Origin of the sequence: Blastomonas fulva (genome assembly GCF_003431825.1) — a bacterium.
Lineage (GTDB): Bacteria > Pseudomonadota > Alphaproteobacteria > Sphingomonadales > Sphingomonadaceae > Blastomonas > Blastomonas fulva.
Genome location: NZ_CP020084.1, coordinates 66,964 through 92,790 on the forward strand (window position 1 = coordinate 66,964; position 25,827 = coordinate 92,790).

Annotated in this window: 28 protein-coding genes; 25 read left to right on the top strand and 3 right to left on the bottom strand. The window is 60.7% G+C overall.

The genetic code is table 11. The features are described from left to right. Positions 1–288: 288 nt before the first annotated feature. The 21 genes from B5J99_RS19010 (at position 289) to B5J99_RS19110 (ending at position 20,368) form a co-directional block, all read left to right on the top strand. Positions 289–606: a hypothetical protein gene (locus B5J99_RS19010; protein WP_117353709.1), complete on the top strand. Its 318-nt coding sequence runs from the start codon at positions 289–291 to the stop codon at positions 604–606. Between the two features lie 89 nt (positions 607–695). Continuing rightward, on the top strand, positions 696–980 hold the full coding sequence (gene traL / locus B5J99_RS19015; RefSeq protein ID WP_054136666.1) for a type IV conjugative transfer system protein TraL: 285 nt from the start codon (positions 696–698) through the stop codon (positions 978–980). Position 981: 1 nt separating this feature from the next. After that, entirely contained in the window at positions 982–1,548 is a 567-nt protein-coding gene (locus B5J99_RS19020; protein WP_117353711.1) for a type IV conjugative transfer system protein TraE, read from the top strand. Beyond that, positions 1,545–2,345: a type-F conjugative transfer system secretin TraK gene (locus B5J99_RS19025; protein ID WP_117353713.1), complete on the top strand. Its 801-nt coding sequence runs from the start codon at positions 1,545–1,547 to the stop codon at positions 2,343–2,345. The genes B5J99_RS19020 and B5J99_RS19025 overlap by 4 nt, the downstream gene beginning before the upstream one ends. Positions 2,346–2,467: 122 nt before the next feature. Beyond that, entirely contained in the window at positions 2,468–3,640 is a 1,173-nt protein-coding gene (locus tag B5J99_RS19030) for a TraB/VirB10 family protein (protein ID WP_245991953.1), read from the top strand. 8 nt (positions 3,641–3,648) lie between these two features. Next, positions 3,649–4,494: a DsbC family protein gene (locus B5J99_RS19035; protein WP_117353717.1), complete on the top strand. Its 846-nt coding sequence runs from the start codon at positions 3,649–3,651 to the stop codon at positions 4,492–4,494. Further along, positions 4,491–5,201 (top strand): hypothetical protein, encoded by a 711-nt coding sequence (locus B5J99_RS19040; protein ID WP_162892719.1) that lies wholly within the window; start codon positions 4,491–4,493, stop codon positions 5,199–5,201. The genes B5J99_RS19035 and B5J99_RS19040 overlap by 4 nt, the downstream gene beginning before the upstream one ends. Positions 5,202–5,207: 6 nt before the next feature. Beyond that, positions 5,208–7,781, top strand: coding sequence for a type IV secretion system protein TraC (gene traC / locus B5J99_RS19045; RefSeq protein WP_117353721.1), 2,574 nt, complete (start codon positions 5,208–5,210; stop codon positions 7,779–7,781). Beyond that, on the top strand, positions 7,778–8,143 hold the full coding sequence (locus tag B5J99_RS19050; protein ID WP_162892720.1) for a hypothetical protein: 366 nt from the start codon (positions 7,778–7,780) through the stop codon (positions 8,141–8,143). Before traC ends, B5J99_RS19050 begins: the two co-directional genes overlap by 4 nt. A gap of 17 nt (positions 8,144–8,160) precedes the next feature. Beyond that, positions 8,161–8,706 carry a TrbI F-type domain-containing protein gene (locus B5J99_RS19055; protein ID WP_162892721.1) on the top strand — a complete coding sequence of 182 codons (546 nt, stop codon included), beginning with the start codon at positions 8,161–8,163 and terminating at the stop codon, positions 8,704–8,706. Positions 8,707–8,815: 109 nt separating this feature from the next. After that, positions 8,816–9,292, top strand: a complete 477-nt coding sequence (locus B5J99_RS19060; RefSeq protein ID WP_211337930.1) for a S26 family signal peptidase — start codon at positions 8,816–8,818, stop codon at positions 9,290–9,292. A gap of 38 nt (positions 9,293–9,330) precedes the next feature. Beyond that, entirely contained in the window at positions 9,331–9,951 is a 621-nt protein-coding gene (traW, locus tag B5J99_RS19065) for a type-F conjugative transfer system protein TraW (RefSeq protein WP_117353852.1), read from the top strand. Next, the gene (locus B5J99_RS19070) at positions 9,948–10,220 is read left to right on the top strand and encodes a hypothetical protein (protein WP_117353729.1); all 273 of its coding nucleotides are present in this window, start codon (positions 9,948–9,950) and stop codon (positions 10,218–10,220) included. Before traW ends, B5J99_RS19070 begins: the two co-directional genes overlap by 4 nt. Beyond that, positions 10,210–11,250: a conjugal transfer pilus assembly protein TraU gene (gene traU / locus B5J99_RS19075; protein ID WP_425456499.1), complete on the top strand. Its 1,041-nt coding sequence runs from the start codon at positions 10,210–10,212 to the stop codon at positions 11,248–11,250. The genes B5J99_RS19070 and traU overlap by 11 nt, the downstream gene beginning before the upstream one ends. A 10-nt stretch (positions 11,251–11,260) precedes the next feature. Continuing rightward, positions 11,261–11,998 (top strand): type-F conjugative transfer system pilin assembly protein TrbC, encoded by a 738-nt coding sequence (gene trbC, locus B5J99_RS19080; protein WP_117353733.1) that lies wholly within the window; start codon positions 11,261–11,263, stop codon positions 11,996–11,998. Then, positions 11,995–13,731 (top strand): conjugal transfer protein TraN, encoded by a 1,737-nt coding sequence (locus tag B5J99_RS19085; protein ID WP_117353735.1) that lies wholly within the window; start codon positions 11,995–11,997, stop codon positions 13,729–13,731. The genes trbC and B5J99_RS19085 overlap by 4 nt, the downstream gene beginning before the upstream one ends. Positions 13,732–13,734: 3 nt before the next feature. Beyond that, positions 13,735–14,025 (top strand): hypothetical protein, encoded by a 291-nt coding sequence (locus tag B5J99_RS19090; protein ID WP_117353737.1) that lies wholly within the window; start codon positions 13,735–13,737, stop codon positions 14,023–14,025. An 82-nt stretch (positions 14,026–14,107) separates the two neighbouring features. After that, the gene (locus B5J99_RS19095) at positions 14,108–14,911 is read left to right on the top strand and encodes a conjugal transfer protein TraF (protein ID WP_117353739.1); all 804 of its coding nucleotides are present in this window, start codon (positions 14,108–14,110) and stop codon (positions 14,909–14,911) included. Beyond that, complete coding sequence (locus B5J99_RS19100) at positions 14,911–16,353, top strand: conjugal transfer protein TraH (RefSeq protein WP_117353741.1); 1,443 nt, start codon at positions 14,911–14,913, stop codon at positions 16,351–16,353. Before B5J99_RS19095 ends, B5J99_RS19100 begins: the two co-directional genes overlap by 1 nt. Before the next feature lie 12 nt (positions 16,354–16,365). Beyond that, positions 16,366–19,152 (top strand): conjugal transfer protein TraG N-terminal domain-containing protein, encoded by a 2,787-nt coding sequence (locus B5J99_RS19105; protein WP_117353743.1) that lies wholly within the window; start codon positions 16,366–16,368, stop codon positions 19,150–19,152. A gap of 430 nt (positions 19,153–19,582) precedes the next feature. After that, positions 19,583–20,368, top strand: coding sequence for a GntR family transcriptional regulator (locus B5J99_RS19110; protein WP_162892722.1), 786 nt, complete (start codon positions 19,583–19,585; stop codon positions 20,366–20,368). Here B5J99_RS19110 and B5J99_RS19115 read toward each other — a convergent pair. Together B5J99_RS19115 and B5J99_RS19120 are read right to left on the bottom strand one after the other, a co-directional pair. Beyond that, positions 20,319–21,038 carry a hypothetical protein gene (locus B5J99_RS19115; RefSeq protein WP_117353746.1) on the bottom strand — a complete coding sequence of 240 codons (720 nt, stop codon included), beginning with the start codon at positions 21,036–21,038 and terminating at the stop codon, positions 20,319–20,321. The two genes, B5J99_RS19110 and B5J99_RS19115, sit on opposite strands and share 50 nt — an antisense overlap. Before the next feature lie 30 nt (positions 21,039–21,068). Next, the gene (locus tag B5J99_RS19120) at positions 21,069–21,278 is read right to left on the bottom strand and encodes a hypothetical protein (protein ID WP_117353748.1); all 210 of its coding nucleotides are present in this window, start codon (positions 21,276–21,278) and stop codon (positions 21,069–21,071) included. Between the two features lie 292 nt (positions 21,279–21,570). Here B5J99_RS19120 and B5J99_RS19125 point away from each other — a divergent pair, with 292 nt between their 5' ends. From B5J99_RS19125 to B5J99_RS19140, 4 genes are all read left to right on the top strand, one after another. Continuing rightward, complete coding sequence (locus tag B5J99_RS19125; protein WP_117353750.1) at positions 21,571–22,224, top strand: recombinase family protein; 654 nt, start codon at positions 21,571–21,573, stop codon at positions 22,222–22,224. 322 nt (positions 22,225–22,546) lie between these two features. Next, positions 22,547–23,044: a helix-turn-helix domain-containing protein gene (locus tag B5J99_RS19130; RefSeq protein ID WP_117353752.1), complete on the top strand. Its 498-nt coding sequence runs from the start codon at positions 22,547–22,549 to the stop codon at positions 23,042–23,044. 256 nt (positions 23,045–23,300) lie between these two features. After that, positions 23,301–23,588 carry a hypothetical protein gene (locus B5J99_RS19135; RefSeq protein WP_117353754.1) on the top strand — a complete coding sequence of 96 codons (288 nt, stop codon included), beginning with the start codon at positions 23,301–23,303 and terminating at the stop codon, positions 23,586–23,588. Next, positions 23,585–24,487, top strand: coding sequence for a TIR domain-containing protein (locus B5J99_RS19140; RefSeq protein WP_117353756.1), 903 nt, complete (start codon positions 23,585–23,587; stop codon positions 24,485–24,487). Before B5J99_RS19135 ends, B5J99_RS19140 begins: the two co-directional genes overlap by 4 nt. Positions 24,488–24,619: 132 nt before the next feature. On the opposite strand, the gene B5J99_RS19145 is transcribed toward B5J99_RS19140, so the two are convergent. After that, complete coding sequence (locus B5J99_RS19145; protein ID WP_117353758.1) at positions 24,620–25,729, bottom strand: Fic family protein; 1,110 nt, start codon at positions 25,727–25,729, stop codon at positions 24,620–24,622. Positions 25,730–25,827: the final 98 nt, after the last annotated feature.

Below are 25,827 nucleotides of genomic sequence, written 5' to 3' on the forward strand. Positions count from 1 at the left end.
ATTTTTCTGGCGGGCGGGAAGCCCCTGGTCAGAATTCCTGACCAGGGTGGTCGGAAATCACGACCGGGGTGGTCAGGAATCTCGACCGCCCCGGTCGGGAATCCAGACCGGGGTGGTTGCATATTCCGACCGGGCTGGCCGCGAATCGCAACCACCCTGGTTGCCAATTCCGGACCAGTCGCACGAATCGGCGTTCAGTTTCGAATCTAATGTTTGAGAAAAGGTGTCCCCCGGGAGGACTTTGGCTGTGGCGGTAGACGCCAGCATCCAACCGAAAGGGAAACCTCAATGACCACTCTCGATCTGAAGAATCGCAGCGGCACGCTTGCTGTTGCGATTGCGGCGCTCGCTGCCGCCAGCGTGTTCGGCGCTGATGCCGCAATGGCGGGAGCCGACTCGACCTTCAACACTGCTCTCGCCCGGTTCACCGGCTTCCTTGAAGGCTCCGGTGGCCGGATCATCACCGTGCTCTCGCTCGCCGGCGGGATCGTTGCGCTGGCGTCGGGCCGCTTTTCGCTGGGTCAGGTCGCAATCCCTGTGGGCGTCGGCGTCGGCGCCGGGACTGGCATTCCGATCGTCACCGCCTCGGTTACCGGCACGGTCTGAACGCTGCGCCCTCGCTTCATGATGGCAAGGCTACCGCAGTTCACCCTTCGGGCTGCCGCTCCTTGTCCTCCCTCTGGCGGAGTTGATCCTTGGACCAGTATTCGATCCCAAAACATCTCGACGATCCAGAACTGATCGGGTTCTGGACCCTCGATGAATTCCTGGTGATGGTCATACCCTTCACCTGGGGCATCCTCGCTCAGCACGTTGTCATCGGGCTTCTTTTGGCCCTGGCTGCGTGGTTCGGCTATCGCAAAGTCAAAGCTGGGCGTTCGATGCATTGGGTCCTGCATTTTGCCTATTGGCATTTGCCGGGAGAATTCTTCGGTCTGAAGGTCGCTCCGCCATCTCATCTTCGTGTGATGGCGGGCTGATATGGAAATCTCTTTTGCCCACGAGGCGTCTCAGCGGACCCTCAAGCAACGCAACCTGCTTGCGCTCATCTGTGTCGTGCTCGGCATTCTCGTGGTGGTCATGTTCACCGCGGCATCGACGCGGGACCGCGAGGTCGTGCTGCAGCCCATCTTGCCCAGCCAGATGACGCTGAGCTCTGCGGCGCTCACGCCCGAATATCTTGAGGCCGCGACGCGCGACACCGCGCAGCTCGCGCTCAACCGCTCGCCCGAAACACTCCAGTACTGGCTTGATAGCATCGTGGCCATTTCCGCTCCGGAGGCGCGCGGGGCTCTCAAGGCCAAGCTCCTGCGGATCGTGGCTGATCAGGAGGGGTCGCAGGTGACCCAGTTTGTCACGATCAACTGGATCCGCACCGATCCGGAAAACCTCACCAGCCAGGTCGGCGGCGTCCTTCATACCATCGTCGGATCCAAGGACGTGCGCCGCGAGCACAAGATCTTCGAATTTCACTGGACCTACACCGGCGTGTCGCTGCGCCTGAAGGGGTTTGGTGTCGTCGTTAAGAAGGAAGGACCGAACCAATGACCTTCTCTGTCTCGACGCTCTGCCTTGCCTCGGGCGCGCCGCTGCTTTTCCGCATCGACAGCCATCTTGTTCGAGGGTTTGGCGCTGCACTTTTCACTGTCGGCTTCGTCATGGCGGCCACGCCAGCTTTTGCTGACGAAAGCATCCTCGCCGTCGATAATGGAGAGGTTCGCTGCCGGGCATCCAAGGCCGACCTGACGCGCATTTCGCTGAAGGATGACCGGTTCGTATCGGTATCCCGCGTGCAAACTGGCGTCGAGGGCCAAGACTTCTCGATCGTCCATGAACCCACCCGCGGCGATATCTACATCTCGGTCCCCGAAGCTTATTCGAAGCCGAACATCTCCTTCTTCGGGACGACGCAAAAGGGCCTTGTCTACAAGTTCGACTGCCAGATTGGCGGTGACAGCGCCGTGCAGGTTTTCGTGGGCAACGCCGATATCGAAAATCCGTCCGCCAAACCTGAGGTCCTTACAGCATCAGGTTCGTTGCAGGATCGCGCTGTCGGGCTTGTCAGGGCGATGTTCGAACAGCGCCCCGTAACCGGCTTTGAGATCCGCGACGCGGCTCGTGCCCCGGTCAATGTCGGGGACATGAAGGTCCAGCTCATCACCGAGTACCGCAGCCCGACGATGACCGGGAAGGTCCTGCGCATCGAGAATACCAGCGCCTCACCGATCGCGCTTCGCGAAGAACTCATCGCCGGGGACGGTGCAATCGCCGTCACTATTTCCAACCCCAACCTCGCAAGCGGGCAGGCGACTGCTGCTTATGTGGTCGTGCCTGCAGGAAGGTAAGCCTCATGGATTTTCTTAAGCGCAAGCCCAAGGATCTGGATGGCGCCGAGGCCGATGGCCGCGATGCGGTCGATGAAACGGGCTCGATCATCGACAATGACAAGGCACAGAAGCGCCAGAGAATGCTGTTTTTCGGGCTGGGTGGTGTCGCGGTCGTGGCTTCGACCATGTATGTCTTGCGGACGGAAACCGCGGTCGAAGAGGCAACCAAGCCTGGGCATGAGACCGAGGTGTCAACCGATGCCCTGATGAACCGACAGCGCGTCGATCAGGAATGGATGGCCATCTACGAGGGTCAGGTTAACTCCCAGGATCAGCGTCTCAAGGGCGTCGAGGCGCAGGCTGGTCAGGTTGCGCAATTGCAGAGCGAGATTCAGGCATTGCGCGGTGAAAATGCCGCGATGGCGCGCGACGGGCAGCAGGTGCTCGAGGCCTATGAGCGTGAGAACCAGCAACTGCGCCAGCAGGTCACCAGGGGCACCCCCCGCCCGACTGCCCCCGGGCCGGTCGCGGCTGCCCGTGAGATGGGCGTGCCTTCGCCGGCTGCGTCCGGCGCACCTTCCGCCACATTGCCCCGCCGCGGCAACGATGTGCAGATGGTGTCTTTCGCGCAAGCGGGCGGGACGGGCTCGCGCATTGATCCGGCCAAGGCCCCTGCGGTTTACACCGACTCGCCGAACTACCTCCCGCCCAACTCGATCGCGAATGCCACCGTGGTGGTCGGCGTTGATGCCACGACCAATACCCGCAGCCAGAGTGACCCTCTTCCGGTTCTTCTGCGTATCACGGGGCCGGCGCGCTCGGTCTATGGTGACGGTAAGCTGCTCGCGACCCGTGTGCAGGGCTGCATGGTCAATGGTGCGGCTTACGGCGATCTCTCCAGCGAGAAGGTCTATGTGAAGCTGCAGCGCATGACCTGCGCGCAGCCCGGCGGGCGCTTTGCGGTGTCCGAGGTCAAGGGCTTCATTGCCTTCGGCGGCAAAGTCGGCGTTCGCGGACGGGTTGTCAGCCGTGAAGGATCGCTGACCACGCAAGCGTTTCTCGCAGGGCTGGTGAGCGGGGTGGGCAACGCCTTTCAGGGTGCCAACCAGATCCCCCGGATTTCCCAGGATCCCGTGCTCCCGTCAGCTTCCGATGTCGGCATTCAGGCTATTGGCGGCGGCGCGGCCAACGCTGGGAACACGCTCTCCGACTATCTGATCGAACGGGCCGAGCAATATCAGCCGGTCGTCGAGATGCCCACCGGTGCTGCGGTCGAGGTCGTGTTCCTCGACGGCACCTTCATCAGGAATTGAGGCCCGTCATGGAATTCAAATGGACCACATGGAAGGTGGCAGGGGCCGCCCTCGCGCTCACTGGCTCCCTCGCTGCAATTGCAGCAGCCGCTCATGCCGCGGCGGCAGACGACGCTGCGACGATCAAGGCAGCGCTGGTCAAACGTCTCCCCAAGACCGAGATCACCATGATCGACTGCGACAAGATCGAGGGCGTTTGCGAAGTTCAGGCACGCCAGAACCTCTTCTACATCGACCGCTCGGCGCGCTATCTCATCATTGGCCGTGTCTACGACATGGAGACCAAGCAGGATCTCACAGCTGCCCGGTTGCTCGAGATGAACCCGGACATGCTGGTTGGGGCGGGGGGCGCTGGCGAGAGTCAGGACGGCGCGGCCGAACCAACACAGGCACGTCAGGCAGGGGCGGGCGACGCGGGGCCACTGCCACGGATCGATCCTGCAGCGCTCGCAGCTCTGCCCTCGAGCGGCAGCGTTGTGATGGGCAAGGGTGGCCGGACGCTCACCGTCTTCAGCGATTTCCGGTGCGGGTATTGCAAACGCCTCCACGAAACCCTCGCGACGCTCGACGTTAAGGTCGTTGAGCGCCCGATTTCGGTTCTCGGCACCCGTCCAATCTCAGAGGCGGTCATCTGTGCGAGCGACAAGCGCCGCGCGGTTAATGAAGCCTATGACGGAGGCGCGATCACGAGCGGTCGGCGCTGCGACACCTCGGGCCTCGATGCCAATGAGGCCTTTGCGAGGAAGCATGGCTTCACCGGCACCCCGGTCATTGTGCGCGACGATGGCGCTGTCCTTCACGGCTTCCGCCCTCGCGAGTTCCTCGAAACCTGGCTGAAGGAGAAGGTGTCATGAACACCAAAGGCGCAATGGCAATCGCGGCGGTGACGTTCTCCCTGTCGGCCTGTACGACGCTCGGTACCAATGTCAGCGGCAAGTTTCGCTGTGAGGCTGCAGACGGTATCTGCGCGCCTTCGCTGGTGATCGATGACAGCGCAATTGCGCGGATCGAGGAAACGACCTCGGCGGATCTTCTGAACCCTGCAGGCCCGTTCCGGATGGACGACGGGATCTCCGCGCCTGTGCGGGGCCAGTCGCTCGGTTCGGAAGCACTCGTTGCGCGTTCATCGCCGAGTTACGAGCTGTCTGTCGTGTTTCCGGGCTACACGGATGCCGCAGGCACAGCCCATGCCCGCATCGCGTTGCCAGTTAAGGCGATGCTCCCGGGCCGGGGCGATGCTCTCGAGACAATTGCGCTACGAGGTGCAAAGCCTGCGCGTGCTCAGGGGCTGTTGGCGGCCGCCGAGAGCGCACCGCAATTCATGGCGATTGCCCCTGGCATCTTGGATGACGGTCAGCCGGGTTCTGTGGGCGCTGAGACTGCCATGGCGTCCAATCTTCCAGAGACCCCAGCGCCGATACATCAGGCCCCAGCCCAGCAAGCGGCTTCCCAGCCTGCCAACCCGATCGCTGAGATCGAGGCGAAGGTCTCCGAGCGCCTCGCATCACAGCAGCGATTGCCGAGGCGCGAGGCTGCCTCATTCCCTGCAACGCCGGAGTAATGCGCCATGCTGCAGGCCCTCACCAACATCATCGATCTGGTAACCGGCGATGCTCGCAAGCCTGAGCAGAACGCCCGGCCTGCCAGCGTGCCAATGCTGTCGCATTTTCTCGGATATCGCTCGTTCGATGAGGAGAAGCGCATCTTTCATCAGGTCCGCTCGAAGGGTTTCATCATCGAGCTCGCCCCGCTTGTCGGCGCAAACGACCGGGTCAATGACGTGATCGGGTCGCTCTTCTCCGACATTCTTCTGCCCGGCACGAAGTTCTCGGTCACGAACTATTCGAGCCCGCGCGTTGCCGAGAAACTGCAGACCTGGGCGTTGCCGCGCTACAAGGCTTCGGGGGTTTTCCAGACGCTTGCCCGCCACCGCGTCGACAAGTTGCGCAATGGAGCATGGTCCACGCTTGCCAGCGATGGCCCGTTCTTTGTGCGGAGCTTTCGCGTGTTGCTGGCAGTCGGGATAAGTGATGGTTCGGGCCTTTCGACCGATGACCTCCTGACCATGCGTGAGGGAATCATTTCTGCCCTCGATTCCATCGATGTCCCGGTCAAGGAATTCGCTCCGACCGACCTCATCCGCTTCTTCGATGAGATCCTCGCCCCGTCCACGGGCGCTGGCGATGAAGTGCCGGGATACAACCGGTTCGATCCCATCAATGAGCAATGTATCAGGCGGGATCTCGTCACCCATGTCGGGCGTGACCGCCTCGTGCTTGAGGCACAGTCGTTGCGGCCAACCGGCTCATCAGTCGATGGCGTGCCCGAGTTGAAGGACTACGTGCCTGAGCGCTTCGATGTGCGCACCATGGCGGTGCGCAATTTTCCGGATCGCTGGGCACCCTGGGATAGCCAGAAGGTGATTGGGGACATCTTCAACCCCAAGCTCTCTCTGCCTTGTCCCGTCTTGCAGACGGCTTGTGGGGTGATCCCCAACCAGGAGTCTTCTGAAGCGAAGGCCGGCTACAAGTTCGTGCGCACAAGCTCGCTTGCGGAAGGCAAGGGCGTGAAGCTTGTGCCCAAGTTGCGTACCGAAGCGGCTGAGTGGCAGTTCGTGGCCGACCGGGTCAAGCAGGGCGAGAAGCTCGTGTCCTGCTACTACGCTGTCACGATCATTGCGCCGAAGGGCCGGGGCGAGCCCTGCGAGCGCACGCTGAAGGCTCTCTACAAGGCGAGCGGGTGGGATCTGATTGACGAGACCCATATCCAGCTTCCCGCCTTCATGGCACACTTTCCGCTGCTGCTGGCTGACGGGCTCGATAGCGACCTCAAGCGGATGAAGCGCATGCGCACCATGCGCTCGGCGAACCTTGCCGCGATTGCGCCGATCCAGGGCGAATACATCGGCGGTAACATCCCGCACCTGCTCTTCATAGGACGCCGGGGGCAGCCGCAATTCTGGTCACCCTTCCAGAACAGTGCCGGCAACCACAATGTCGCGATCTCGGGCAAGTCCGGCTCGGGCAAGTCGGTGCTCCTACAGGACCTCACGGCAAGTTTTGCAGGGGTGGGAGCCAAGACCATCGTGATCGATGACGGCCGCAGCTTCGAGCATATGGCCAAGGCGCTGGGCGGGACCTTCACCGAGTTCAAGCTGTCTTCGGGCATTTCGATCAACCCGTTTCGCATGATCGACGAGACCCTTGCCGAAGGGGACGACGACTATCTGGTCGACTGCCTTGCGATGCTCAAATCCATCGTGTCGCAGATGGCGCGCAACGAGACCCGGCTCAATGACACCGAACGCGGGCTTATCGACCAGGCGGTCAATCTTGTGTGGGACACCCATGGGCGGGACGGCACAATCGATCACGTGATGCAGGCCCTCAAGGGCCACGAGCATCCCTTCGCCTATGATCTGGCGACCTCGCTGCTGCCGTTCGCGGCCAAGGGCACCTACGGGAAGTTCTTCCTTGGCGATGCCAACCTTGATCTGTCGGCCGATCTTACCGTGTTCGAGCTCTCGGACCTTGCGACCCGGGTGGAGCTGCGCGGTGTCGTGTTGACCTCGATCATGTTCATTGCCTCGCAGGTTATGCGCCGGATGGACCGCGCGATCCCGAAACCGCTGATCATCGATGAAGCCTGGCAGATGCTGAAGGGCGGGGCGATGGCCGACTTCGTCGAGACCTATTCGCGCACCTGCCGCAAATATGGCGGCGCGCTGATCACCGCGACGCAGTCGATTCACGATTACTACAAGTCCGAAGGCTCGCGGGCCGCCCTCGAAAACTCCGACTGGTTCCTCATCCTCCAGCAGAAGGGCGAGACCATCTCGGATTTCCGCAATTCGGACCGCTTCGAGATGGACAACATGACCGAGGCTTTGCTTCGGTCGCTGAAGCGCAATGGCACCGACTATTCGGACATATTCATCCGGGGGCCAGAGACCGAATGCGTCGCTCGGCTCGTCCTCGACCGGTTCTCAGGCACGCTCTATTCATCGAGCCCGCATGTCTTCGCTCAGATCGAGGACTATGTGCATCGTGGCTACCGGATGCCCGAAGCGATCGAGGCGGTGGCTTTCCCTGAAGATCATCGAGAGCCTGAAGGACTTCCGATGAGGGAGGCTGCGGAATGAGCACGCCTTCTCGTCCTTTGGTCCGTTCCAGGGCCCGCCGCTCGGCCGCAGCGCGCCGCAAGCAGGCCGCTCAGGATCTTCTCGTTATCGCCCTTCGGCTCAGCGGTTGGCTTGCCACCAGCGCGCTTGCGACCCTCGGCATCGCCACCCTGTTCTTCCTTGTCCTTGGCGGCTTCACTCTCGATGGCCTGATGCTCCAGCTGGACAATCTCGCGTCGCGCTTCGTTGCAGCAGACGCTTCGAGACGCGGCCAGTTCGCGGCCATCAGCTTCGGCGTCATGCTCACAGGCTTTGTGCTGATCGCCTTCTTCCGCCGCGCGAGCCTGATTTCAGCCTTCTTTGTAGCCGGAGATGACCAATGACGGACCTTTTCGACCATATGGCTGCGCCTGCCACACCCGCGTCGGCAAAGGCCTCGCAGGTCAAACCTCGCGGTCGCTTTGCCGCGCTGTCGGCTCGCGAAATCCTCCTGTTCGCTGGCGCTGCGACGACCTTTGTCTGGGGGGCCTGGGTCACCAAGAGTGTTGCCGCACAGGGGTCAGGGCAGCAGGAATTCGTCCAGCTTCAGCTGCAGGGCATCATCGGGGAGTATCTCCAGGCACAGGCACGCTCGAATGCCGACGAGCAGACCGCCGCCCGGCAAACCGCTGTCTTCATGGCAGCGCTGGATGAGACGGTCTCCGGCCTGTCGAAGTCCGGGAAAGTCGTGCTCGTTCACGAGGCGATCGTAGGGGGCGAAGTTCCCGACGTTACGCAGAGCGTGAAGACTGCCGTTTACGCAAAGGTTCCGCGTCCCCAACCGGCGCAGGCGCAATCTTCCCAGTCGCTGGGGGCTGCTCCTCAGGGTCAGGCGGCCCGCGTTGAACAGGAGATGCAGGCCTTTATGGCTGCCAATCAGGGACGTCAGCGCGATGGCAAACCCTGATCAGTTCCTTCGTTCGGCTCAGCGCAAGGGGTTTGCTCGGCTTTTGTCGGACGGCGAGCCTCCTGCGACGACAGGCAGGACCAGACGCCTTTCGACCGGCGGCAGGCTTATGGCGATCGCTGCTATCTGTCTCGTTGCAGGTGCCCTCAGCGCAGCTTCGAAGTGGAGCGAGAACCACGCGCTGATGATCAACGTGACGGACTCGCTCCCGAACTGGGCGTTCGTGGTCGAAGCCAGGCGTTTTCCGGTGCGCGGGGACTATGTGGTTTTCCATCCCGGTCATGATCCCATTACGGTCAAGTATTTTGGGGCGAAGCCGGCGGCTTTCACCAAGATCGCTCTTGGTCTGCCAGGCGACACGGTGACGCGCATCGGCAATGATGTGCACGTCAACGGGAAGCGCGTGGCGACGATCAAACCTATGACGAAGCGAGGCGATCCTCTTGCCGCTGGCCCGCTTGGAGTTGTGCCGGAAGGCTGCATTTTTGCAGGCACTCCGCACAAGGACGGGTTCGACAGCCGCTATGCGCATATCGGCTTTGTGTGCCGCGACCGGCTTGTCGGCACCGGGCAGCCAATCCTGTGAGGGTCGCTTTCTCCTTCCTCGTTGCTGGCGGACTTGCGGTGTCAGCGACCGCCTCGAGCGGCGGGGCAGTGTCGGGGCAAAGCGTCGATCACGGGCAAATAGGCCAGACATGGTCCATTGCTGAGCCAGATCTCCTGAGCGTTATCAAGGCGCGGCTCGACCATGCGGCTGCCACTGGAAAACTCGATCAGATGAATCGTCAGTTCGCCGAGAAGGTGAAGGCGAGGGTGATGCGCCCGGTCCCGGTCTCCGGGATTTCGCCTGCGGAAGAGACCCGGAGTTGGGAGTTCGATCCGTCGATCCGGATCGACAAGGACATCCGTGATCACAAGGGGAACCTGATTGCTGTGGCGGGTCAGCGCGTCAATCCGCTTACCGCCGCTGCGCTTAGCAAGAAACTTCTCTTCGTTGATGGTGACGATCCGGCAGAAGTCGAATGGGCGATGAAGCACGGCGGCGATGCGCGCGCCAAGATCATCTTCGTTGATGGCTCTCCGTTCGAGCTGATGAAGGCTCACCAACGCCGGTTCTACTTTGACCAGGACGGCCGTCTTACCAGCTATTTCGGGATACGCCGGACCCCGGCGCTGGTCGAGCAGCGCGGCGACGTCCTCATAGTCACTGAGCAAGCCATTGCGCGCAAGGGGAGGGGGGCATGAACTCCTGGCGCAATCTGGTTCCGGCTCCCCTTGCTGCACCCGAAACGCGCGCGCTCAAGGCGGCACGTTTGCGCACGATGGCGGGTCTCTTTCTGGTCGCTGCCCTCGTCGTCTCGTTCGGGGCACTTCGGGCGCTTACCGGCATATTTGCTGTCGCACTGTTCGCAGGCGCTACGACCTTCGCCCTGCTTCAGGGGTTCCTTTGGGTCCGGGCCAAGAATGCGGCGGATGATGCCTGGCTGATGAGGGAGAGAGACGATGCGCTCTAGGCTCCTTGCGCTCCTCCTGGGTTTTGCGTCCCTGTTCATGGCGGCATCCGTGCTGGCTCCCCCGGTTCTGGCTCAGGGTCTTCCCAGCGGGCCTGGTCGGTGCTCAGGCAGTTTCGTCAATCCGGTGACCGATGTGTGCTGGGGCTGCATGTTCCCCTTGTCGCTGGGCTCGCTCAAGATCTGGCCATCATCGCGTGCCGACACCGACAATCCGGATCTTCCGATCTGCGCCTGCGGCACGCCGGTGCCGCGCATCGGCCTTGCGATCGGGTTCTGGGAACCGGTCCGGCTGATTGATGTCTCGACCAAGCCTTGGTGCTTTCCGAACCTTGGCGGGATCAAGCTCGACCCCGGTTTTCCGATCGGTAACGGTTACGCCTCGGACGGCGCGCAGCTAGGGGGCCAGTCTCAGCGCACCGCCAAATACCACGTGCACTATTACATCTACCCGCTTCTGTATTGGCTCGAAGTGGTGACCGATTTCCTGTGTCTCGAGGCGAGCTCGTTCGACGTTGCCTATATGAGCGAGATCGATCCGCTTTGGCAGGACGACGAGCTAGCATCTCTCCTCAATCCCGAGGCAGCGCTTTTCACCTCAGTCATCGCGCAGGCCGCCTGCTCAGCCGATTGCATCTCGGCCAGCGCAAGATTGCCTATGGATGAGCTGTTCTGGTGCTCTGGTTGCCAGGGTTCGATGTATCCGATGAACGGCAATGTTGGAGCCAATATCGGCATCAAGCAGTCATCGCGGCTCGCGGCTGAGCGCATGGTCTACAAGCTCCACCGTCAGGGTCTCGCTTGGGGCACCAGCGGATCGAAAGCGCTGTGTTCCAAGTACATCATGCCGATCCTCAAGAAGAGCCAGTACCGGATGCAGCAGGTAAATCCGACGCCCATGGTGAGTGGCCGCGAAGCCTGTTCTCCGATTGGAGCGACTACGATCTTGCCCAAATCTGGGCAGGTCTATCCCGTCAAAGGCGAGGATGTCGGCTTCCTCCTCTGGCGCAAACGCAATTGTTGCATGCTGTGAGGTCGCGCCAATGAATCGCAGAGGACTCTTCCCCGCTCTCGCCGCCAGCCTGCTGCTTGGTGTGACCGCCGTCGTCGCTCAGGATTTGACGGACTTTGATCCCAAAGCGATCGAGGCGCGGGCCGATACATTCAAGGCCGACGCCCAAGCGCTCTTCGACTATGCTACCGCCAACGCGCAAACCCAAGGCGAAGAGGCGCAGACGGTTGTCGCGCAAGGCTATGAGGCAGCCGGCGGCCTCAATGTCTCGCAGATCGCCGGGAAAGATGGCCCCGTCGACTTCGACGAAATGGTGGCTGGCGCCAAGGCCGGCATGGCTCGCCCGAAGGGTGCGCCGCTGTTCGTGGCATTCGCGAGCCTGTCGATGCCCGAAGAGGCGCTCGCACAGATGATCGCTGACACGACCAGGGCAGGCGGCGTTGTCGTTTTCCGCGGCTTCTCCACCGGAAATCGGCAGACCTTCATCAGTGGTATCCGAAAGGTTGTCGACCAGTCTGGCGCAAGCAATGTGGCAATCGATCCCCGGCTGTTTCGATCCTTTGGTGTCGACCGAGTTCCCACCTATGTGGCTCTCGCGACCGATTTCGAGCCCTGCGATCAGCTCGATTGTGGGACCGCGCCGCCGCCGCATGATCGCATCTCAGGCAATACCAGTGTGGCTTATGTGCTCGAGACCTTCGCCGGGGCAAACGGGCCGGGCGCGCCAGTTGCCCGTCTCGCTCTTGCCAATCTGAGGGGGAAAAGGTGAATGGCCTGCGCATCCTTGCTGTCTCCCTTGCGCTTGCGCCATGCGGTCATCTTGCGCACGCCCAGATGGCGGCCAGTGATGCGAGGGTAGAAGGCGAAGCAATCGCAAAGGGTGTCCGTGACACCACGTCATCGGGCATTCTTGGCAATGGTTCGGCGGCAAACGTCCCCGGCTTCCAGGGCACTGATGTTCCTTCGCGCGATTATGTCGACGATCCTGTCGGGCTGACGGCGGCGGGAGAAGCGCAGCGGTATCGCGATGAGTACCGCGTGATCGTCGATCCCTACAGGACCCGGTTCGATTCCGACACTGTCGACCTGTCTGCCGGTCGCCTGATTGAAGCTGACCCCGACGCATATCTAGGCGCTGGTGGTGGGCCCGGAGGAGCAGCAGGAGCCTGCAACCCCTTGCCTCCGGGAGGGACGGGCACCACGACTTATCTCGAAAGCTGCAATGCCGGCTCGCAGCCCTTTGCGGAGGCGCGCAGCTGTAATGCGTCGTTGCAGATCCAGACCGAGGGACGGCGCACCTGGGAGTATTCTTGCGAAACCGAAGAGTTTGCTGATCGCAATGAGATGTGTCCGATGCTTGCCCAAGCGCAGGGCTCCAGCTCATGCACGCTCGAGCGCACCGTTAGGGTAGGGCAAAGATGTCTGCAGTGGGTGCAAGAGGAATTCGGTCGCAGGTGGTGTTCTGAGCCAGGCGAGCCAATCTTCCGCCAGGTCTGGCAATGCCCGTCTCGGCTTGGTGGCGTACCGGGCGGGATTGAACGCAACACCTCGCGGATCATTGGCGAGACCGTCGACGAGGCCGCCTGCCAGAGCGCCACGAATGGTGCCACCTGCACGCTTGCAAGCGAGGTCTGCACTGCGCCCGGAGAGACGCGGGTCGTCAATGGTCTTTCGGTGACGCGCAGCTGCTGGGAGTGGCAGCGTACCTATCAGTGTGAAGGGGTGGCTCCTGCCAATGACTGTGGTGCCCTTGAGGCGCGTGGCGATTGCAGGTTCAGCCATGACGAGTGCCTGAGCTTTGACGCAGATGGTGTGACCTGCAACGTCCATGATCGCTGGTATCAGTGCGCCATTCCCGGCGCGGGATCGCAGCCGCCGCCCGCCTATGTGTGTGCAGGGGATCTCTATTGCATCAATGGGGAATGCACTCAGGTCGAGCGCGAGGCATCACCTGAGTTCAAGGACGCCATGGTCGCCATGAACGTCATGGGCGAGCTGCGGGACGGGTTTGATCCTGATCGGCTGAAGATCTTCAGCGGCGAGCATTTGCGCTGCACCCGCAAGGTCTTTGGCCTTTCGAACTGCTGCAGCGGCAAGGGCGTGCCGCTTCTCACGCCGTTCCTGTGCGACCGCGAGGACCGTGAAGTCGACAAGCGGGATGATGCAGGCCTGTGCCGCTTTATCGGGACCTATTGCTCATCCCGCGTGCTCGGTGTCTGCGTGACCCGCAAGCAGTCATACTGCTGCTACGGCAGTAAGCTCGTCCGTATTCTGAATGAACAGGGCAAGGCCCAGCTTGGGATGCGGTGGGGGACGCCGCAGCGCCCTGACTGCGAGGGCTTCCTGATCGCCCAGTTCCAGCAGCTTGACTTGAGCCGCATGGATTTTCGGGAAGTGTATGCCGAGTTCGTTGATGCGGCAAAGCTGCCTGACGAGATCGATATGTCGATCCAGATCCAGCAGAAAATTCAGAACTATTACAATACGAACGGTGGGACCTGACCCATGAGCGGTGCTGATATTCTTGCCTTCCCGCATAGCGAGCCGTTTCCGCCCGCGCAGGTGCTCGATCTCGCGGTCAGTGTCGCCATTGGTCGTGATCTGGCGCGCAGCGAGACCGAGATGTTCGCGCTCATCAAAGACTGGTTCTTGCGGCCTGCGACGGTCGGTGAACTCGCAGCATCGATCAAGCGTCTTCTTGATCGCGGCTCCATCACTCGGATGAGTGATGGTGATTTCGACTTCTGCCTCACGCCAGCAGGTGTGGAGGCGACCACCACCCTGTCGGGGGGATGATCCGGATGATCGACCGGGGCCGCGGTTATTTCAAGACTGCTTTCCTCTTGCAGATGCTCGACCTTGAAAAAGGAAAATGCCCATGACGAGATTAGCGCTCCTGAGCCTTGCGGCAGCCCTCGGGGCGGCGGCTGTCCCCTTGCTCGCCCAGCCACCGGCTGATGCCAATCGCGATGCGTTCTACTGCGACGAGCGCAAGCTTGGGAGCTGGTTTTACTGCAACTCGGAGGAAGCCAAGCGCAAGGCACGCGAGAGGGCAAGGCCCGCATCGCCAGCCATTCCTGCGACCGAGCGCATGGCTCAGATTACGGCGCAGCTGGATGAGCTCAAGGCACGTGCCATTCTTGAGCCAACGTCCGAAAACATCGTCAGCTACATCCGGTTTCAGCGTGAGCAGCTCGACCGTGCTTCGACATTCGCGGATGTGTGGGGCCGCTCGATCTGGCAGAATCCCGATCTCGACTATACGCTCGAACGGCCTGTTTCAACCCTGGCAAAACAGACCTGGGCAGAGGATCGCAAAGCCCAGCGTGAAGGCTCAATGGCAGCGCTCACCGAGCGCTACGGGGTCTTCTATTTCTACTCCTCGTCCTGCTCGGCTTGCCGAACCTTTTCGCCGGTAATGCGGGCGCTTTCCGACACATACGGGCTCGAGGTGCTCGCGGTCTCGATGGATGGCGGGCCCAACGAAGCGTTCCCCAATTATGTCGTCGATAGCGGCCAGTACCAGCGCATGGGTCTGCAAGGTGGAGCTGTGCCGGCCCTGGTCCTTTTCGACACCCAGACACGCAAGCCAATTCCGATCGGCTACGGCGTGATGGCAGCCGACGATGTGATGCAGCGCATTTTCTACCTCACCCAGATCGAGCCCGGGAGTGACTACTGATGGCACGCCAGACCAAGCGCGGCGTTGCCGCCCGCCTCTTCCGCTCGTCGGGGACGGCCCTTGCCGTGCTTGCCGCAGCGAGTTTCGCTGCTGCCCCCGTCAGTGCCAATGTCGGCTCGGAGCTCAATAGCTTCTTTGACGATATGGGCGCCGCCGCCAATGCCACCGGCCCCGTCGCCTATCAGGGCCAGTCGGCAGGCTATTACTCGGGGGGCAACATCTGGACCCGCTTTCCGCAAAAGAACGTGAACCCGGTCAATCTCCAGCTGCCCGGGGTCAAGGCTGGGTGCGGAGGCATCGACGTCTTCTCCGGCAGCTTTTCCTTCATCAACACCGATGAGATCGTGGCGATGCTGAAAGCGACGGCCAACAACGCGCTGGGCTTTGCCTTCCAGCTCGCGATCAAGTCGATCAGCCCTCAGATCGCCTCGACCATCGAGGAGATGGCACAGAAGGTTCAGCAGATGAACCAGTTCAACATGAACAGCTGCGAGGTGGCGCAGAATCTGGTCGGCGGCTTGTGGGGCAAGTCCGATCGGATGTCCTCGGAGATTTGCAAGTCGGTTGGCAACAGCCAGGGGCTGTTCTCCGATTGGGCCAAGAGCCGCCATGAATGCGGGACCGGGGGGCAGCGAGCCTCGACGATCGCGGCCAACAGCGATCCCGACATTCCTGCACAGAGTTACAACTTCACCTGGGAGATGCTCAAGCAAAGCTACCCCAGTTTCTCGACTGAGTTTCGTGAGTACCTCATGACCTTCGTCGGAACGGTGATCTTCTACCAGGATGGCGATGCCAGTGGCAAACGCGGGTTCCAGTTCGTGGGGCAGGGCGACCGCGCCCTTCTGACCGCGCTTCTGGACGGCACCAGCTCGGTCACGATGCTGAACTGCGATACCAACGACAAGTGCCTCAACCCGACCACGCAGGCCATGTCGATTTCGTCATCGCAGGCGTTGAAACCCAGGGTCCGGGCGATGATCGAGAGCATGAACGCGAAGGTTCGAAGCAATGCCGCGCTCACAAGTGACGAGATCGGTTTGCTCGGGGCGACCACGATACCGCTCTACAAGATCATGACGGTCAACGCTGCCGCAACCCTTGGCGGCATGACCAGCAACGACATGAATGACCTCGCCGAAATCGTGGCTATGGATCTCCTCGATGCGCTTGCGCAGCAATATTATGGCTATGCCTCGCGCGGGGTAGGGACCTTCCAGAACGCCAATGAAGAAGCTCTTTCGCAGTGGCGCGATCAGATCAATTCGGTGCGACAGGTCCTCGACACATACTCTCAAGGCATGAAGCTGCGCCTCGACCGGACCCAGCATGTGGTTCAGCGCGCGGTGTTTCTTGAGGGCACGCTCAGGAACAATTTGTCGCCGCAGATGTCGGCCGCGCTGTCATTCAGCACGTCGCTTTCGCGTCAGGGCATCCAGTAAGGACCGCGTGCCATGGTGGAGATCTTCACGATCGGCGGGGGCGAATACATCGTCAATGTCTTCAATGCGGTATCCGCCTGGACAGGGGGAGGGGGGTTTCGCTCGCTGCTGCGCGTCGTGATGGTCATGGGCCTGATCTACACGCTCCTGGTGGTGGCGTTCAGCCTCGATTGGCGTGCCTGGTTCAACTGGTTTCTGGGGGCGACGCTCATGTATGGCGCCCTCATCGTACCTACGATGACGGTGAGGGTAACCGACCGCCTCAATCCCTCCCTGGCACCCGCTACGGTCGCAAACGTCCCTCTGGGGCTGGCAATGATAGCCTCGGTCAGTTCGACCGCTGGCGATTGGCTCACGCGCACGGCTGAGACGGTTTTCGTGATGCCGGGTTCGCTGCAGATGTCGAGCAACGGCATGATCTATGGCGCGCGCCTTTGGGATCGCACCCAGGACTTCCGGATCCGCGATCCCCGCATCAGCGCCAATCTTGAAGAGTACATGAAGCAGTGCCTCTTCTATGACATTCTGCTCGGCTTCAAATCCTTCGACACGATCGCGAACTCCAACGATATTCTGACGGAGATGGGGCCGGGATCGCCTGCGCGGGGGATGAAGTTCATCCCCGAAAGCGGTGCTCCTACCATCGTCACGTGTCAGGCCGGTTATACGGCGATCGCCACCGGCGTTACGACCTATTCCGACACGGCACTCGAGGAAGAAGGTCGTAAGATTTTCCCAGGGTTAACCCCAGCGCTCGCGCGCTCGAAGCTGATTGCGGACCTTCCGATTGTCGCCAACCATTTCCATGGCAGTTCACAGTCCGCCCAGCAGATTTTTCAACAGCGCTCGCTCGTCAACGCCTTCCTGCAGGCGCGCGCCAACCTCGGCGCGGCCGATGGTGACACCTTTGCTGTCCTGCGTGCAGAGGAGCAGGCGCGCAACACCTATACGTCGATAGCGGAGCAGGCCATGACCTGGGTCCCGCTGCTCAACATCGTGCTGACGGTTGTCTTTTACGCGATGTTCCCGGTGATCTTCCCGCTCTTCCTCATGCCGCGCAGCGGCACGCCTGCGTTGAAAGGATACTTTACCGGCTTCTTCTACCTGGCCGCCTGGGGACCGCTCTACGTGGTCCTGCACATGTTCATCATGGACCGGACCGCTGATGCGATGAACGCGACCTCGCCGGGCGGGGTAACGATGGCCGGGATGGCCGGCATCGATGCCGTCAACACGGATACGGCAACGATTGCAGGCTTCCTCATGATGTCGATCCCGTTTCTGGCGGCAGGCATGGCCAAAGGCGCGATGGCGGTTTCGTCTCAGGCAACGTCGATGTTGGCGCCTGCCCAGTCTGCGGCCGAGGCTGCCGCGGTGGAGCGCACGACCGGGAATTATGCCTACGGCAACGAGAGCTACATGAACCTCTCGAGCTCCAACCGGCAGTCTGACCAGTGGAACACGGCGCCGTCTTTCTCGGGGGGCGCGCCGATCATGTCGAGCGTAGGTGCGAATGCCGCGATCACCCGAACAACATCAGATGGGTCGACGGTTTACGATACCTCACCTGCGATGAGCCGCCTCGCGTTTGCATCCTCTGTCAGCCAATTCGCGAATGCTGAGCGCCAGCAGACGCTGTCCGAACTGGAAACTGCACGCAATACGCTGAGCGAAGAGCGTTCCCGCGCGCTATCGTTGGCTGATCGGACTTCGAGCCGGCAAACGACCGGCACCCGCAATTCCAGTGGTTCCGAGAGTTCTGCAGGGTTCCGGTCGGGCGAGAACCTGCAGCGGTTTGACAACCAGTCGCTTGATGCACGCGACACGGTCTCGGAGAGCGATCGTGTGAGTTCCTCGCAGGGAGCCCAGCAAAGCAATACTGATCGTCTCGAAACAACCAAAGGTGGCTCGCTTAGCGTTGGTGGTTCAGCGGGACGAGGCGGCAATCGCGCTGCCAATGGTGAGGGCGGCAGTGGTGTAAATGGTGCCATTGGAGGCAATGTCCAAACCGGCATTAGCGGCGGACGGTCGAGATTTGACACCGTAAGCCGAGGAACTGAAGCCAATCAGAGCCAAGGCTTCGATTCCTCTACATCGGATAATCGGTCGAATGGATCCAACGCGACGCAGGACAGCGGCAGCTATGCGCAGAGCGGCAATTTCAGCCGGAGCGAGGGGTACTCGGAGGCGGCCTTCTCACGCGAGCAAGCGCTTGAGGAGGTTCGGCGGATTGATCAGCGCATTGCGGCGATCGATGAGGTCTCGAAATCCCTCAGTAGCAACACTTCGAGCAGGGATGGCTATGGGTCCAATCTCTCCTTTGACCTCAGCCAGATTATCGCAAGCCGGTACCAGGAAAAGGCGGCTGAACTGGGGCTGACGGCACCGAGTCTGGCACGCACAGATCTCAGCCCCCAGGAGCAGGCGACTGCTGAAGTGGTCGCGCGGGCCATCATCGCCGATTACTATGATCAGCGCGTGGCACCATTCAATGATCTGATACCGCAGCCCGGTTCGCTCGTTGGCAATGTCTCGGGCCCAGGCGCATTTACGGAGACAGACTTACGAGGACAGGGGCCTCGCCGCTCAGTCGGATCACCACGCAATCTCGCCGAGGGGGCGACAGACAGCGCGATCAGCGATCGAATCGATGAAGGTGGTCAGACTCTGGGTCAGCGCTATGAGACCAATGTCACCCGATCTGGCCAGCGCCGTCAGGAATTTCAGCAGGACCGGAAAGGTGAGGGCGGTGCCGACGAACGCTTCAATCAACGCTTCTATGACAAGGATCAGCGTTGATCGTCTGACTGTTGCAACATTCCACAAGGTTACCAGCTGAAATAAGCGACCACGAGAAAGCCAACCGACAGCAGCAGGGCAATGATTGAACTGGTGCGTGTTGCGTATCCGCCATGATTCAGAGGGCCGGTCGATGCGTCCAACTCACCGACGCGGGTAAGATGGTCACTGGGCGGGTAACCGCGAGATGGGTCACCCGTTCTGTAGTAGTGCTCTATCGGTCCATCGTTGCCATGCGGGTCTAGGAATCCCATCGCCGTTCTCCTAGCCTTTCCGTAGCGTTTTTACGCCAGAAAGACAATCATAGGTTCAACGCTGCGAGGGGTTAGGAGTCGATTGCCGATTCGATTTGTATGCGCGATTGCGCTGGCTGCCGGAATCATACCAGAAGGGGAGCGGTTACGCCGAATTCAAGCGAGCCGTTGAGAGCATGTTATCGAAGACTGACGCGACATATCTCGATCTTCGAGAGCGCATTCTATTTGGCGAGCTCAAGGCTGGAGCACCGTACTCTGCCCCGGACATGGCTGCGCACTATGGGCTTCATATCAACAGGGCGCGCAGACTGCTGGTCGCCTTGAAGGTTGGTGGCTATCTTACCCGCTCGGGCACGTCCTATGTCATCTCAACATTCTCGCAGAGCCAAGTTGAGGAATGGCGCCTTTCGTTGGGCGCCATCGTCGAGATCGGGGCAGTCCGATTGGCGCAGTCCGGGGGTGGAACTCTTGGCCCTCTCGCGGCATTCATTGACGAACGCATTCGAAACGTCCCTGTGAACCATGAGGACTTCTTTCTCGGTGCAATGTGGCTCACCCATATCGTCCTGGGTGGCAAGGAAAGTACCTTGGCCAACCTGGTTTCGCAGTTCATCCCCCAGGCGTTCTTCCGCCTCCTTTGGATGGCAGACTCTTATGCTGTCCGCACAGGGTTTCTGGTTGAGGCAAGCGACCGGTTCCTTGATGCAGCGAGGTCAGGCGACCTTGCGGGCGTTCGCGCGGCTAGCCGGATATTCTTCGATGGCATCGCCCCTTCGCTGCAAACGCTTATCGAAAAGATGGGCGAGGGCATCTATCCGGTCAATGACCGCCAGAATGGATTCCAGACGATCGAGGACAACATCGCGGGCTATCCAACCTATGCGGGCAGCTCCCGTACACTCACGCCGATTATCGAGCCTCTGGAGGAGATCGGTCAGGCAGCCTTGCCGCTTCGCTGAGTGGGATGCCTCGCGCGTTCACGGGCTCTCTCGGGTGGAGCCGCATGGCGACAGCTTCGGCTGCGCAGTCTCGCGGTTCGGTCGTCCCGATGAGGTCCACAATGACATTAGCTGAACGTTTCATGCCCTCGAGGTCGGCAGCCTCAAGTCGAGCCGCAACTGCATAGGCGACCGCCACACTGGCGTGTTTGACGTAATCTTCCATGAGGCGAAGCTCGCCGGTGGCGCTGACGATCGCCAGCATCATCCTGTTATGAGCAAGGCTCGTCGCAATCGTGTCCCCTCCATCCGCTTCTTCGAGGAAGTTCTCAGCCAAGGCGCGGATAGCAGGTAGCGCCGGCGCGCAGTCCATGGACGACAGCCTAATGATTGCCGCAGCTTCGATTGCCGCTAGCTCGGCTATTTTATCATCGAGTTCCTTGCCGCTGGGCTGGTACCATTTGAAACGGGCCCAGTCCGTCTTGATGAAACCGGTACTCCGCAGTTCCGCAAATGCAGCGGCACCCCAGTCTGCGTCCATTTCCACGATCGCGGCAAGCGACGCCGGGTCAGCGCTCTCATATCCGAATTTGGAACTGATGCTGCAGCGCCGAATGCGCTCCATGCGAGCGTCCTGGCTGATTGCCATGCGCTTGGACGCTTCCTGGTAGAGATCAATCCGTTTGGCCATGCAGGAATAGTAGCATGGCAGCATTTCTCATCAATCGGCCTTTGGCCAATCGCCTCCGTGTACCTCACGTTCGTATTTCGAAATGCGTTTCCACTCGATGGCCACTTCGTCAAACCCGTCGTCCGAGAACAGACGCTCGCAGAGGCGGTCGATTTCGTGCGGGTCGTCGGGCAAACTATCGTCCTCACGGTACTTAGCGACCGCTTCCATTACTCTCAGGGCGTCGTCGTAGTTTGCCATTAGGTTCTCGCTTCGACCACTAGTTCGGTCGCATTGCTACGTGCTCGGTGTCAAGACCGTATCAATGGGTACCAAAGGTCTTTGAACCATTGAATTGAGGCGATTTTGCCAACACGGTGATCGTCTGTCGCAGCGTGCAAGGCGAGGGATTTGAGACGGAAGACGTCTTGCCTGATTTTATAGTAGAACCAGCTGCATGCGTACCTGCCGCTTCGGCTCGGCTTGAAGCCCGGCACATTTGTGCGCTCTCTTGGCATGAGAAGGCCGGACTGGCTCAGGAAGGAGGGCCTGCATGCCCGAGAACGTCTCAATGATCGGCTACACCCGCGTATCCAAGGCCGATGGCAGTCAGGTCCATCACCTGCAGCACGATGCGCTGATCGCTGAAGGCGTTGATCCCAAGCGGATCTATCAGGACAGCATCTCGGGTGCCCGCGACAGCAGGCCGGGGCTGGATGCATGCCTCGCCGCATTGGCGCCCGGGGACACGCTGGTGATCTGGAAGCTCGACCGGCTCGGCCGCAGCCTTTGCCATCTGGTCAACACCGTCGGGGAGCTGACCGCCCGCGGCATCGGTCTCAAAGTCCTCACCGGAGAGGGGGCGATGATCGACACCACCACAGCCAGCAGCCGCCTCATGTTCGGGATAGGCGCCGCGCTCGCCGAATTCGAGCGCGAGCTGATTGTCGAGCGTACGAGGGCTGGCATCGCCTCGGCACAGGCAAGGGGCAAGCACTGCGGCCGCCCACACGAGCTTAGCCCAAAGAAGATCCGCCTGCTCCAGAGGGCCATGCGCAAGCGCGAGAAAGTCGTCGTCGATTTCGTCGCAGAGTACGGCATCTCGAAGGCAACTGCGTACCGCTATGTCAGCCCGGACGGTGAGCTTCGTGCCTCAGCCAAGCGCGTGCTGGAGTTGCAGGCGGAGGGGCAGGGGAAGCGATCGTAGGTAAAGTTGGACTGTTGACGGGTCTGGATGACAGACTTTGGGATCTAGCTACCGTTCGCGGTGCTGATTCAAATGCTGAGCTCACGTGGCACTGGAATTGCCTCGACCGACCGGTCATCTGCGACCGGTCTGCCTAGAGTGCTATGTTCGTATGCCCTTCTGCCGATGTGCAGTTTACCCGGCTGTCCTGATTCATCGGACGCGGGCGACCTGTCAGAACCGGACACTGGCGTCTATGCGCGATCGGACATAGAAGTCCGGTCGGCATCCGTTGCAAGTAGCCGAACATCGACGCATATTGTGCTCAACGAGGTAACGCAACATGGTCAAAATCGTTTCATCTATCAAGCCCACGAAGGTCGTGCCGATCAAACCAAAGGCGGACACGCGTAAGGCATCGGAGAAGAAATACGGCAAGCCGGTCATGGACCTCGGCTTCTGTATTGTGCCGTCGCTGCTCATGCAGGCGCAGGCACGGCTTGGCATCAACCCGGTGCAGTTCAATATCATCATGCACCTGGCCGACATTTGGTGGGACGTCGCGCAGCGGCCTTGGCCGAAAAAGCAGCTGCTGGCTGAGCGCATGGGCATGAGCGAGCGGCAGGTGCAGCGGCAGATCGCTGAGCTGGAAAGTGCGGGCCTTGTTCAGCGCATCGAGCGCACCCGGCCTGGGCGCGGCAAGACCAGCAACGAATACGACCTCTCTGGTCTGGTGAAGCGTTTGAAGGAGCTGGAGCCTGAATTCACCGAGATGAAGCAGGAGAACCAGAAGCGCCGTAAGGCGGTTGCCCTGCCCAAGCATCGCCGGGCATCGACGTAAGGTTTGAGGGCTGCGGTCCACCGCAGCCTGTTAGGGCGTAGGACGTGGCGCTTCGGCCAGAAGCATCGGCCCCTTCCATAAGGGCAGGATGACGCCGCCACGTCCTATGTCCGACTATGTAGCGCTGTGCGCGGGATTTGCGAGGTTTTCCTGCAACAGCAATCTATCCACGATCCCGCCTCGCAGGGGTCCCCTGACATATCCGTTCGTCCGGCCATGGGCGTAGGATACTGCAGGCTCATCCAAGGAGCACCCCATGGTTAAGATCACTGGTCTCGACAAATTTACCCGCACGCTCGACGATGCCCAGAAAGCCTTCGCCGAGATCGACGGCGAACTAGGTGCCGTCAATTTCAAACCCAACGATCCGGGCAGCATAGAGGCGGCCATCGCCCAGATGGAAGCCATGATCGACGAGCGCCTCGGAGACTACGCTTCCAATCCCATTGTCGTGCAGATGATGGAAGGTATGAAGGAGCGTTATCGCGACGCGATTATTGAACGTGCCGCGCAGGCCCGTATGGAGGGCGATAGCGACCAATGAGCACCGGTCCCGACCTGTTTGAACAAATCAATAATGCGGTTCTCGATCTTCAGGGTGCCCAGTATCAGAGCTACGACCGTCCGCTGAAGACGCTGGCGCGTTTGCTGAAGAGCCCGGAGTTGGTGCCTTATAACGAGCAGTTGACCGTCGGACTGGACCTCGACGCATTCCTCGATGAAAATGCACCGCGTGGCGGCAGGGTTGGCGGTGACAAGCTGGCTTGGCCGTTGGAACCTGAGAAAGTGCTGGGCCTGACCCTGCTGCTCATCGAGCGATTTGCAGAAAAGCCGCACGACATGGCGAGTTTCGGGCACACCTTTTATAATACGGGCCGCAAGATCATCGGCGATGTACGCGCCGTTACGTCCCAAGTCATCATTCCCTTCGTCCGAGATTATAAGGCCTATGTCATGAGTCACGGCAGCTCTGCCCCGGCGCTGGCGCTCCCTTCGTCACACAACAACAAAGTGTTTATCGTCCACGGCCATGACGGCGAGGCGCGCGAGACGGTTGCGCGCTATTTGGAGAAAATCGGGTTCGCCCCGATCATCCTGCATGAGCAGGCCAATCGCGGCCGCACCGTGATCGAGAAGGTGGAGGCCAATAGCGATGTCGGATTTGCCGTCGTTCTGCTGACCCCGGACGATGAGGGCTGCAAGAAGGGAGAGACCCCGGAACCCCGCGCCAGGCAGAACGTCCTTCTTGAGCTGGGCTATTTTATCGGCAAGCTGGGCCGCGACCGCGTGTGTGCCTTCCAGCGTGGCAAGGTCAATATCCCCAGTGACTTCGCCGGAGTGGTTTGGACCGTCATGGATGAAAGCAATGGCTGGAAGCAGGAGCTGGCGCGCGAACTTTCGGCTGCCGGTTACACGATCGACTGGAATACGGTCATGAAGTGACCAAATGTCTGGCCGTTCACGTGCGCGTTGGATTGCCAACTTCCTGAGAGCAACCTGCGGAAGTTGGCGAACCCTCGTCTCTTGGCCAGTGACCAAAATTGGGGCGCAAAGCTGACATCGGCCTTGGGCCTGTTACGCCGCTTCCGACACTTCCAGGAATAGCCGGACCAGCTCAGTATTAATGTAGTAGTTGTGCTTGCCGGCGCGCTGCTTCACCACGAACCCCTGCTCTGCCAGTGCATCGAGGTACTTGGCGGCGGTCTGTCGGGCCCTCAGACCAAGATCCCGCTGGACGTACTCGATGCGTGTGTAGGGGTGCCGGAAGAGGTTGTTGAGCAGCTCCTGACTGTAAAGCCGCGGTAGCTCGGCACGCATCCTGTGTTTGGCCCTGGCCATTTGGTCGCGGATCCCTTCCACGATGCGGAGCGTGGTGGCCGCCGTCTCGGCGACGCCCTCGAGCATATAGATCACCCAAGCCTCCCATGCCTCCTGCGCCCCGGCGCTGTCACGCACAGCCTGAAGCAGGCGGTAATAGTCGGCTTTGTGCCGGGTGACGTGACGGGAAAGGTAGAGGACAGGGATGTCGAGCAGACCAGTGCGCGTCAGGTATAGGACGTTCAGGATGCGGCCAATGCGCCCGTTCCCGTCGGGGAAGGGGTGTATGCTTTCGAACTGATGATGGATCAGCGCCATCTTGATCAGGGGATCGAGGTCGCTCACGGTATCGTCGTTCACAAAACGCTCGAGCGCGGTCATTTGCTCGACGATGTCCCGCGCATCTTGTGGCGGAACATAAACGATTGCCCCGGTTCGGTCATGTTTCAGGGCAGTGCCGGGCGTCACCCGAAACCCGTCGTCGCGCCCCTTCAGCAGTCTGAACATATCGATGAGAACGGAATTAGGGATCAGGCCCCCGGTCTCCAGAATTCGGGCATAGCCGAGCCGGAGGGCATCGCGGTAGAGCGCCACTTCCTTCGAGGCAGGTGATTGCGGGTCATCAGGAAAGAGGTCGGCCTGAAAAAGCTCGTCCTGGGTGGTGACGATGTTTTCGACTTCGGACGATGCCTTCGCTTCCTGAAGGGCAAGCGTGTCGATGAGGATCCCCTGATTGGGGATTGTGCGCGCCTGCCCCTTGAGGTCGGCAAGAGCCCGACTTGCGGCATTGAGTGCCTTGAGGATGGGCACGGTTTCGAGGTCGACGCCCGGAGGAAGTGGTGGGATGATGTAGGTCGGCGCTAACATGACACTCGCAACGTGTTAAAGAAATCGCGATTATCCTAACACGACAATGTGCACATGTCAGCGTTCTGCCAATCGCGCTTACCCGAAATATACGCCCA

What these genes read in the sequence shown, in the direction of transcription:
- B5J99_RS19010 (WP_117353709.1), top strand. Translation starts at nt 289, where the DNA reads ATGACCACTCTCGATCTGAAGAATCGCAGCGGCACGCTTGCTGTTGCG.
- B5J99_RS19020 (WP_117353711.1), top strand. Translation starts at nt 982, where the DNA reads ATGGAAATCTCTTTTGCCCACGAGGCGTCTCAGCGGACCCTCAAGCAA.
- B5J99_RS19025 (WP_117353713.1), top strand. Translation starts at nt 1,545, where the DNA reads ATGACCTTCTCTGTCTCGACGCTCTGCCTTGCCTCGGGCGCGCCGCTG.
- B5J99_RS19030 (WP_245991953.1), top strand. Translation starts at nt 2,468, where the DNA reads ATGCTGTTTTTCGGGCTGGGTGGTGTCGCGGTCGTGGCTTCGACCATG.
- B5J99_RS19035 (WP_117353717.1), top strand. Translation starts at nt 3,649, where the DNA reads ATGGAATTCAAATGGACCACATGGAAGGTGGCAGGGGCCGCCCTCGCG.
- B5J99_RS19040 (WP_162892719.1), top strand. Translation starts at nt 4,491, where the DNA reads ATGAACACCAAAGGCGCAATGGCAATCGCGGCGGTGACGTTCTCCCTG.
- traC (WP_117353721.1), top strand. Translation starts at nt 5,208, where the DNA reads ATGCTGCAGGCCCTCACCAACATCATCGATCTGGTAACCGGCGATGCT.
- B5J99_RS19050 (WP_162892720.1), top strand. Translation starts at nt 7,778, where the DNA reads ATGAGCACGCCTTCTCGTCCTTTGGTCCGTTCCAGGGCCCGCCGCTCG.
- B5J99_RS19055 (WP_162892721.1), top strand. Translation starts at nt 8,161, where the DNA reads ATGGCTGCGCCTGCCACACCCGCGTCGGCAAAGGCCTCGCAGGTCAAA.
- B5J99_RS19060 (WP_211337930.1), top strand. Translation starts at nt 8,816, where the DNA reads ATGGCGATCGCTGCTATCTGTCTCGTTGCAGGTGCCCTCAGCGCAGCT.
- B5J99_RS19070 (WP_117353729.1), top strand. Translation starts at nt 9,948, where the DNA reads ATGAACTCCTGGCGCAATCTGGTTCCGGCTCCCCTTGCTGCACCCGAA.
- traU (WP_425456499.1), top strand. Translation starts at nt 10,210, where the DNA reads ATGCGCTCTAGGCTCCTTGCGCTCCTCCTGGGTTTTGCGTCCCTGTTC.
- trbC (WP_117353733.1), top strand. Translation starts at nt 11,261, where the DNA reads ATGAATCGCAGAGGACTCTTCCCCGCTCTCGCCGCCAGCCTGCTGCTT.
- B5J99_RS19090 (WP_117353737.1), top strand. Translation starts at nt 13,735, where the DNA reads ATGAGCGGTGCTGATATTCTTGCCTTCCCGCATAGCGAGCCGTTTCCG.
- B5J99_RS19095 (WP_117353739.1), top strand. Translation starts at nt 14,108, where the DNA reads ATGACGAGATTAGCGCTCCTGAGCCTTGCGGCAGCCCTCGGGGCGGCG.
- B5J99_RS19100 (WP_117353741.1), top strand. Translation starts at nt 14,911, where the DNA reads ATGGCACGCCAGACCAAGCGCGGCGTTGCCGCCCGCCTCTTCCGCTCG.
- B5J99_RS19105 (WP_117353743.1), top strand. Translation starts at nt 16,366, where the DNA reads ATGGTGGAGATCTTCACGATCGGCGGGGGCGAATACATCGTCAATGTC.
- B5J99_RS19110 (WP_162892722.1), top strand. Translation starts at nt 19,583, where the DNA reads ATGTTATCGAAGACTGACGCGACATATCTCGATCTTCGAGAGCGCATT.
- B5J99_RS19115 (WP_117353746.1), bottom strand. Translation starts at nt 21,038, where the DNA reads ATGGCCAAACGGATTGATCTCTACCAGGAAGCGTCCAAGCGCATGGCA.
- B5J99_RS19120 (WP_117353748.1), bottom strand. Translation starts at nt 21,278, where the DNA reads ATGGCAAACTACGACGACGCCCTGAGAGTAATGGAAGCGGTCGCTAAG.
- B5J99_RS19125 (WP_117353750.1), top strand. Translation starts at nt 21,571, where the DNA reads ATGCCCGAGAACGTCTCAATGATCGGCTACACCCGCGTATCCAAGGCC.
- B5J99_RS19130 (WP_117353752.1), top strand. Translation starts at nt 22,547, where the DNA reads ATGGTCAAAATCGTTTCATCTATCAAGCCCACGAAGGTCGTGCCGATC.
- B5J99_RS19135 (WP_117353754.1), top strand. Translation starts at nt 23,301, where the DNA reads ATGGTTAAGATCACTGGTCTCGACAAATTTACCCGCACGCTCGACGAT.
- B5J99_RS19140 (WP_117353756.1), top strand. Translation starts at nt 23,585, where the DNA reads ATGAGCACCGGTCCCGACCTGTTTGAACAAATCAATAATGCGGTTCTC.
- B5J99_RS19145 (WP_117353758.1), bottom strand. Translation starts at nt 25,729, where the DNA reads ATGTTAGCGCCGACCTACATCATCCCACCACTTCCTCCGGGCGTCGAC.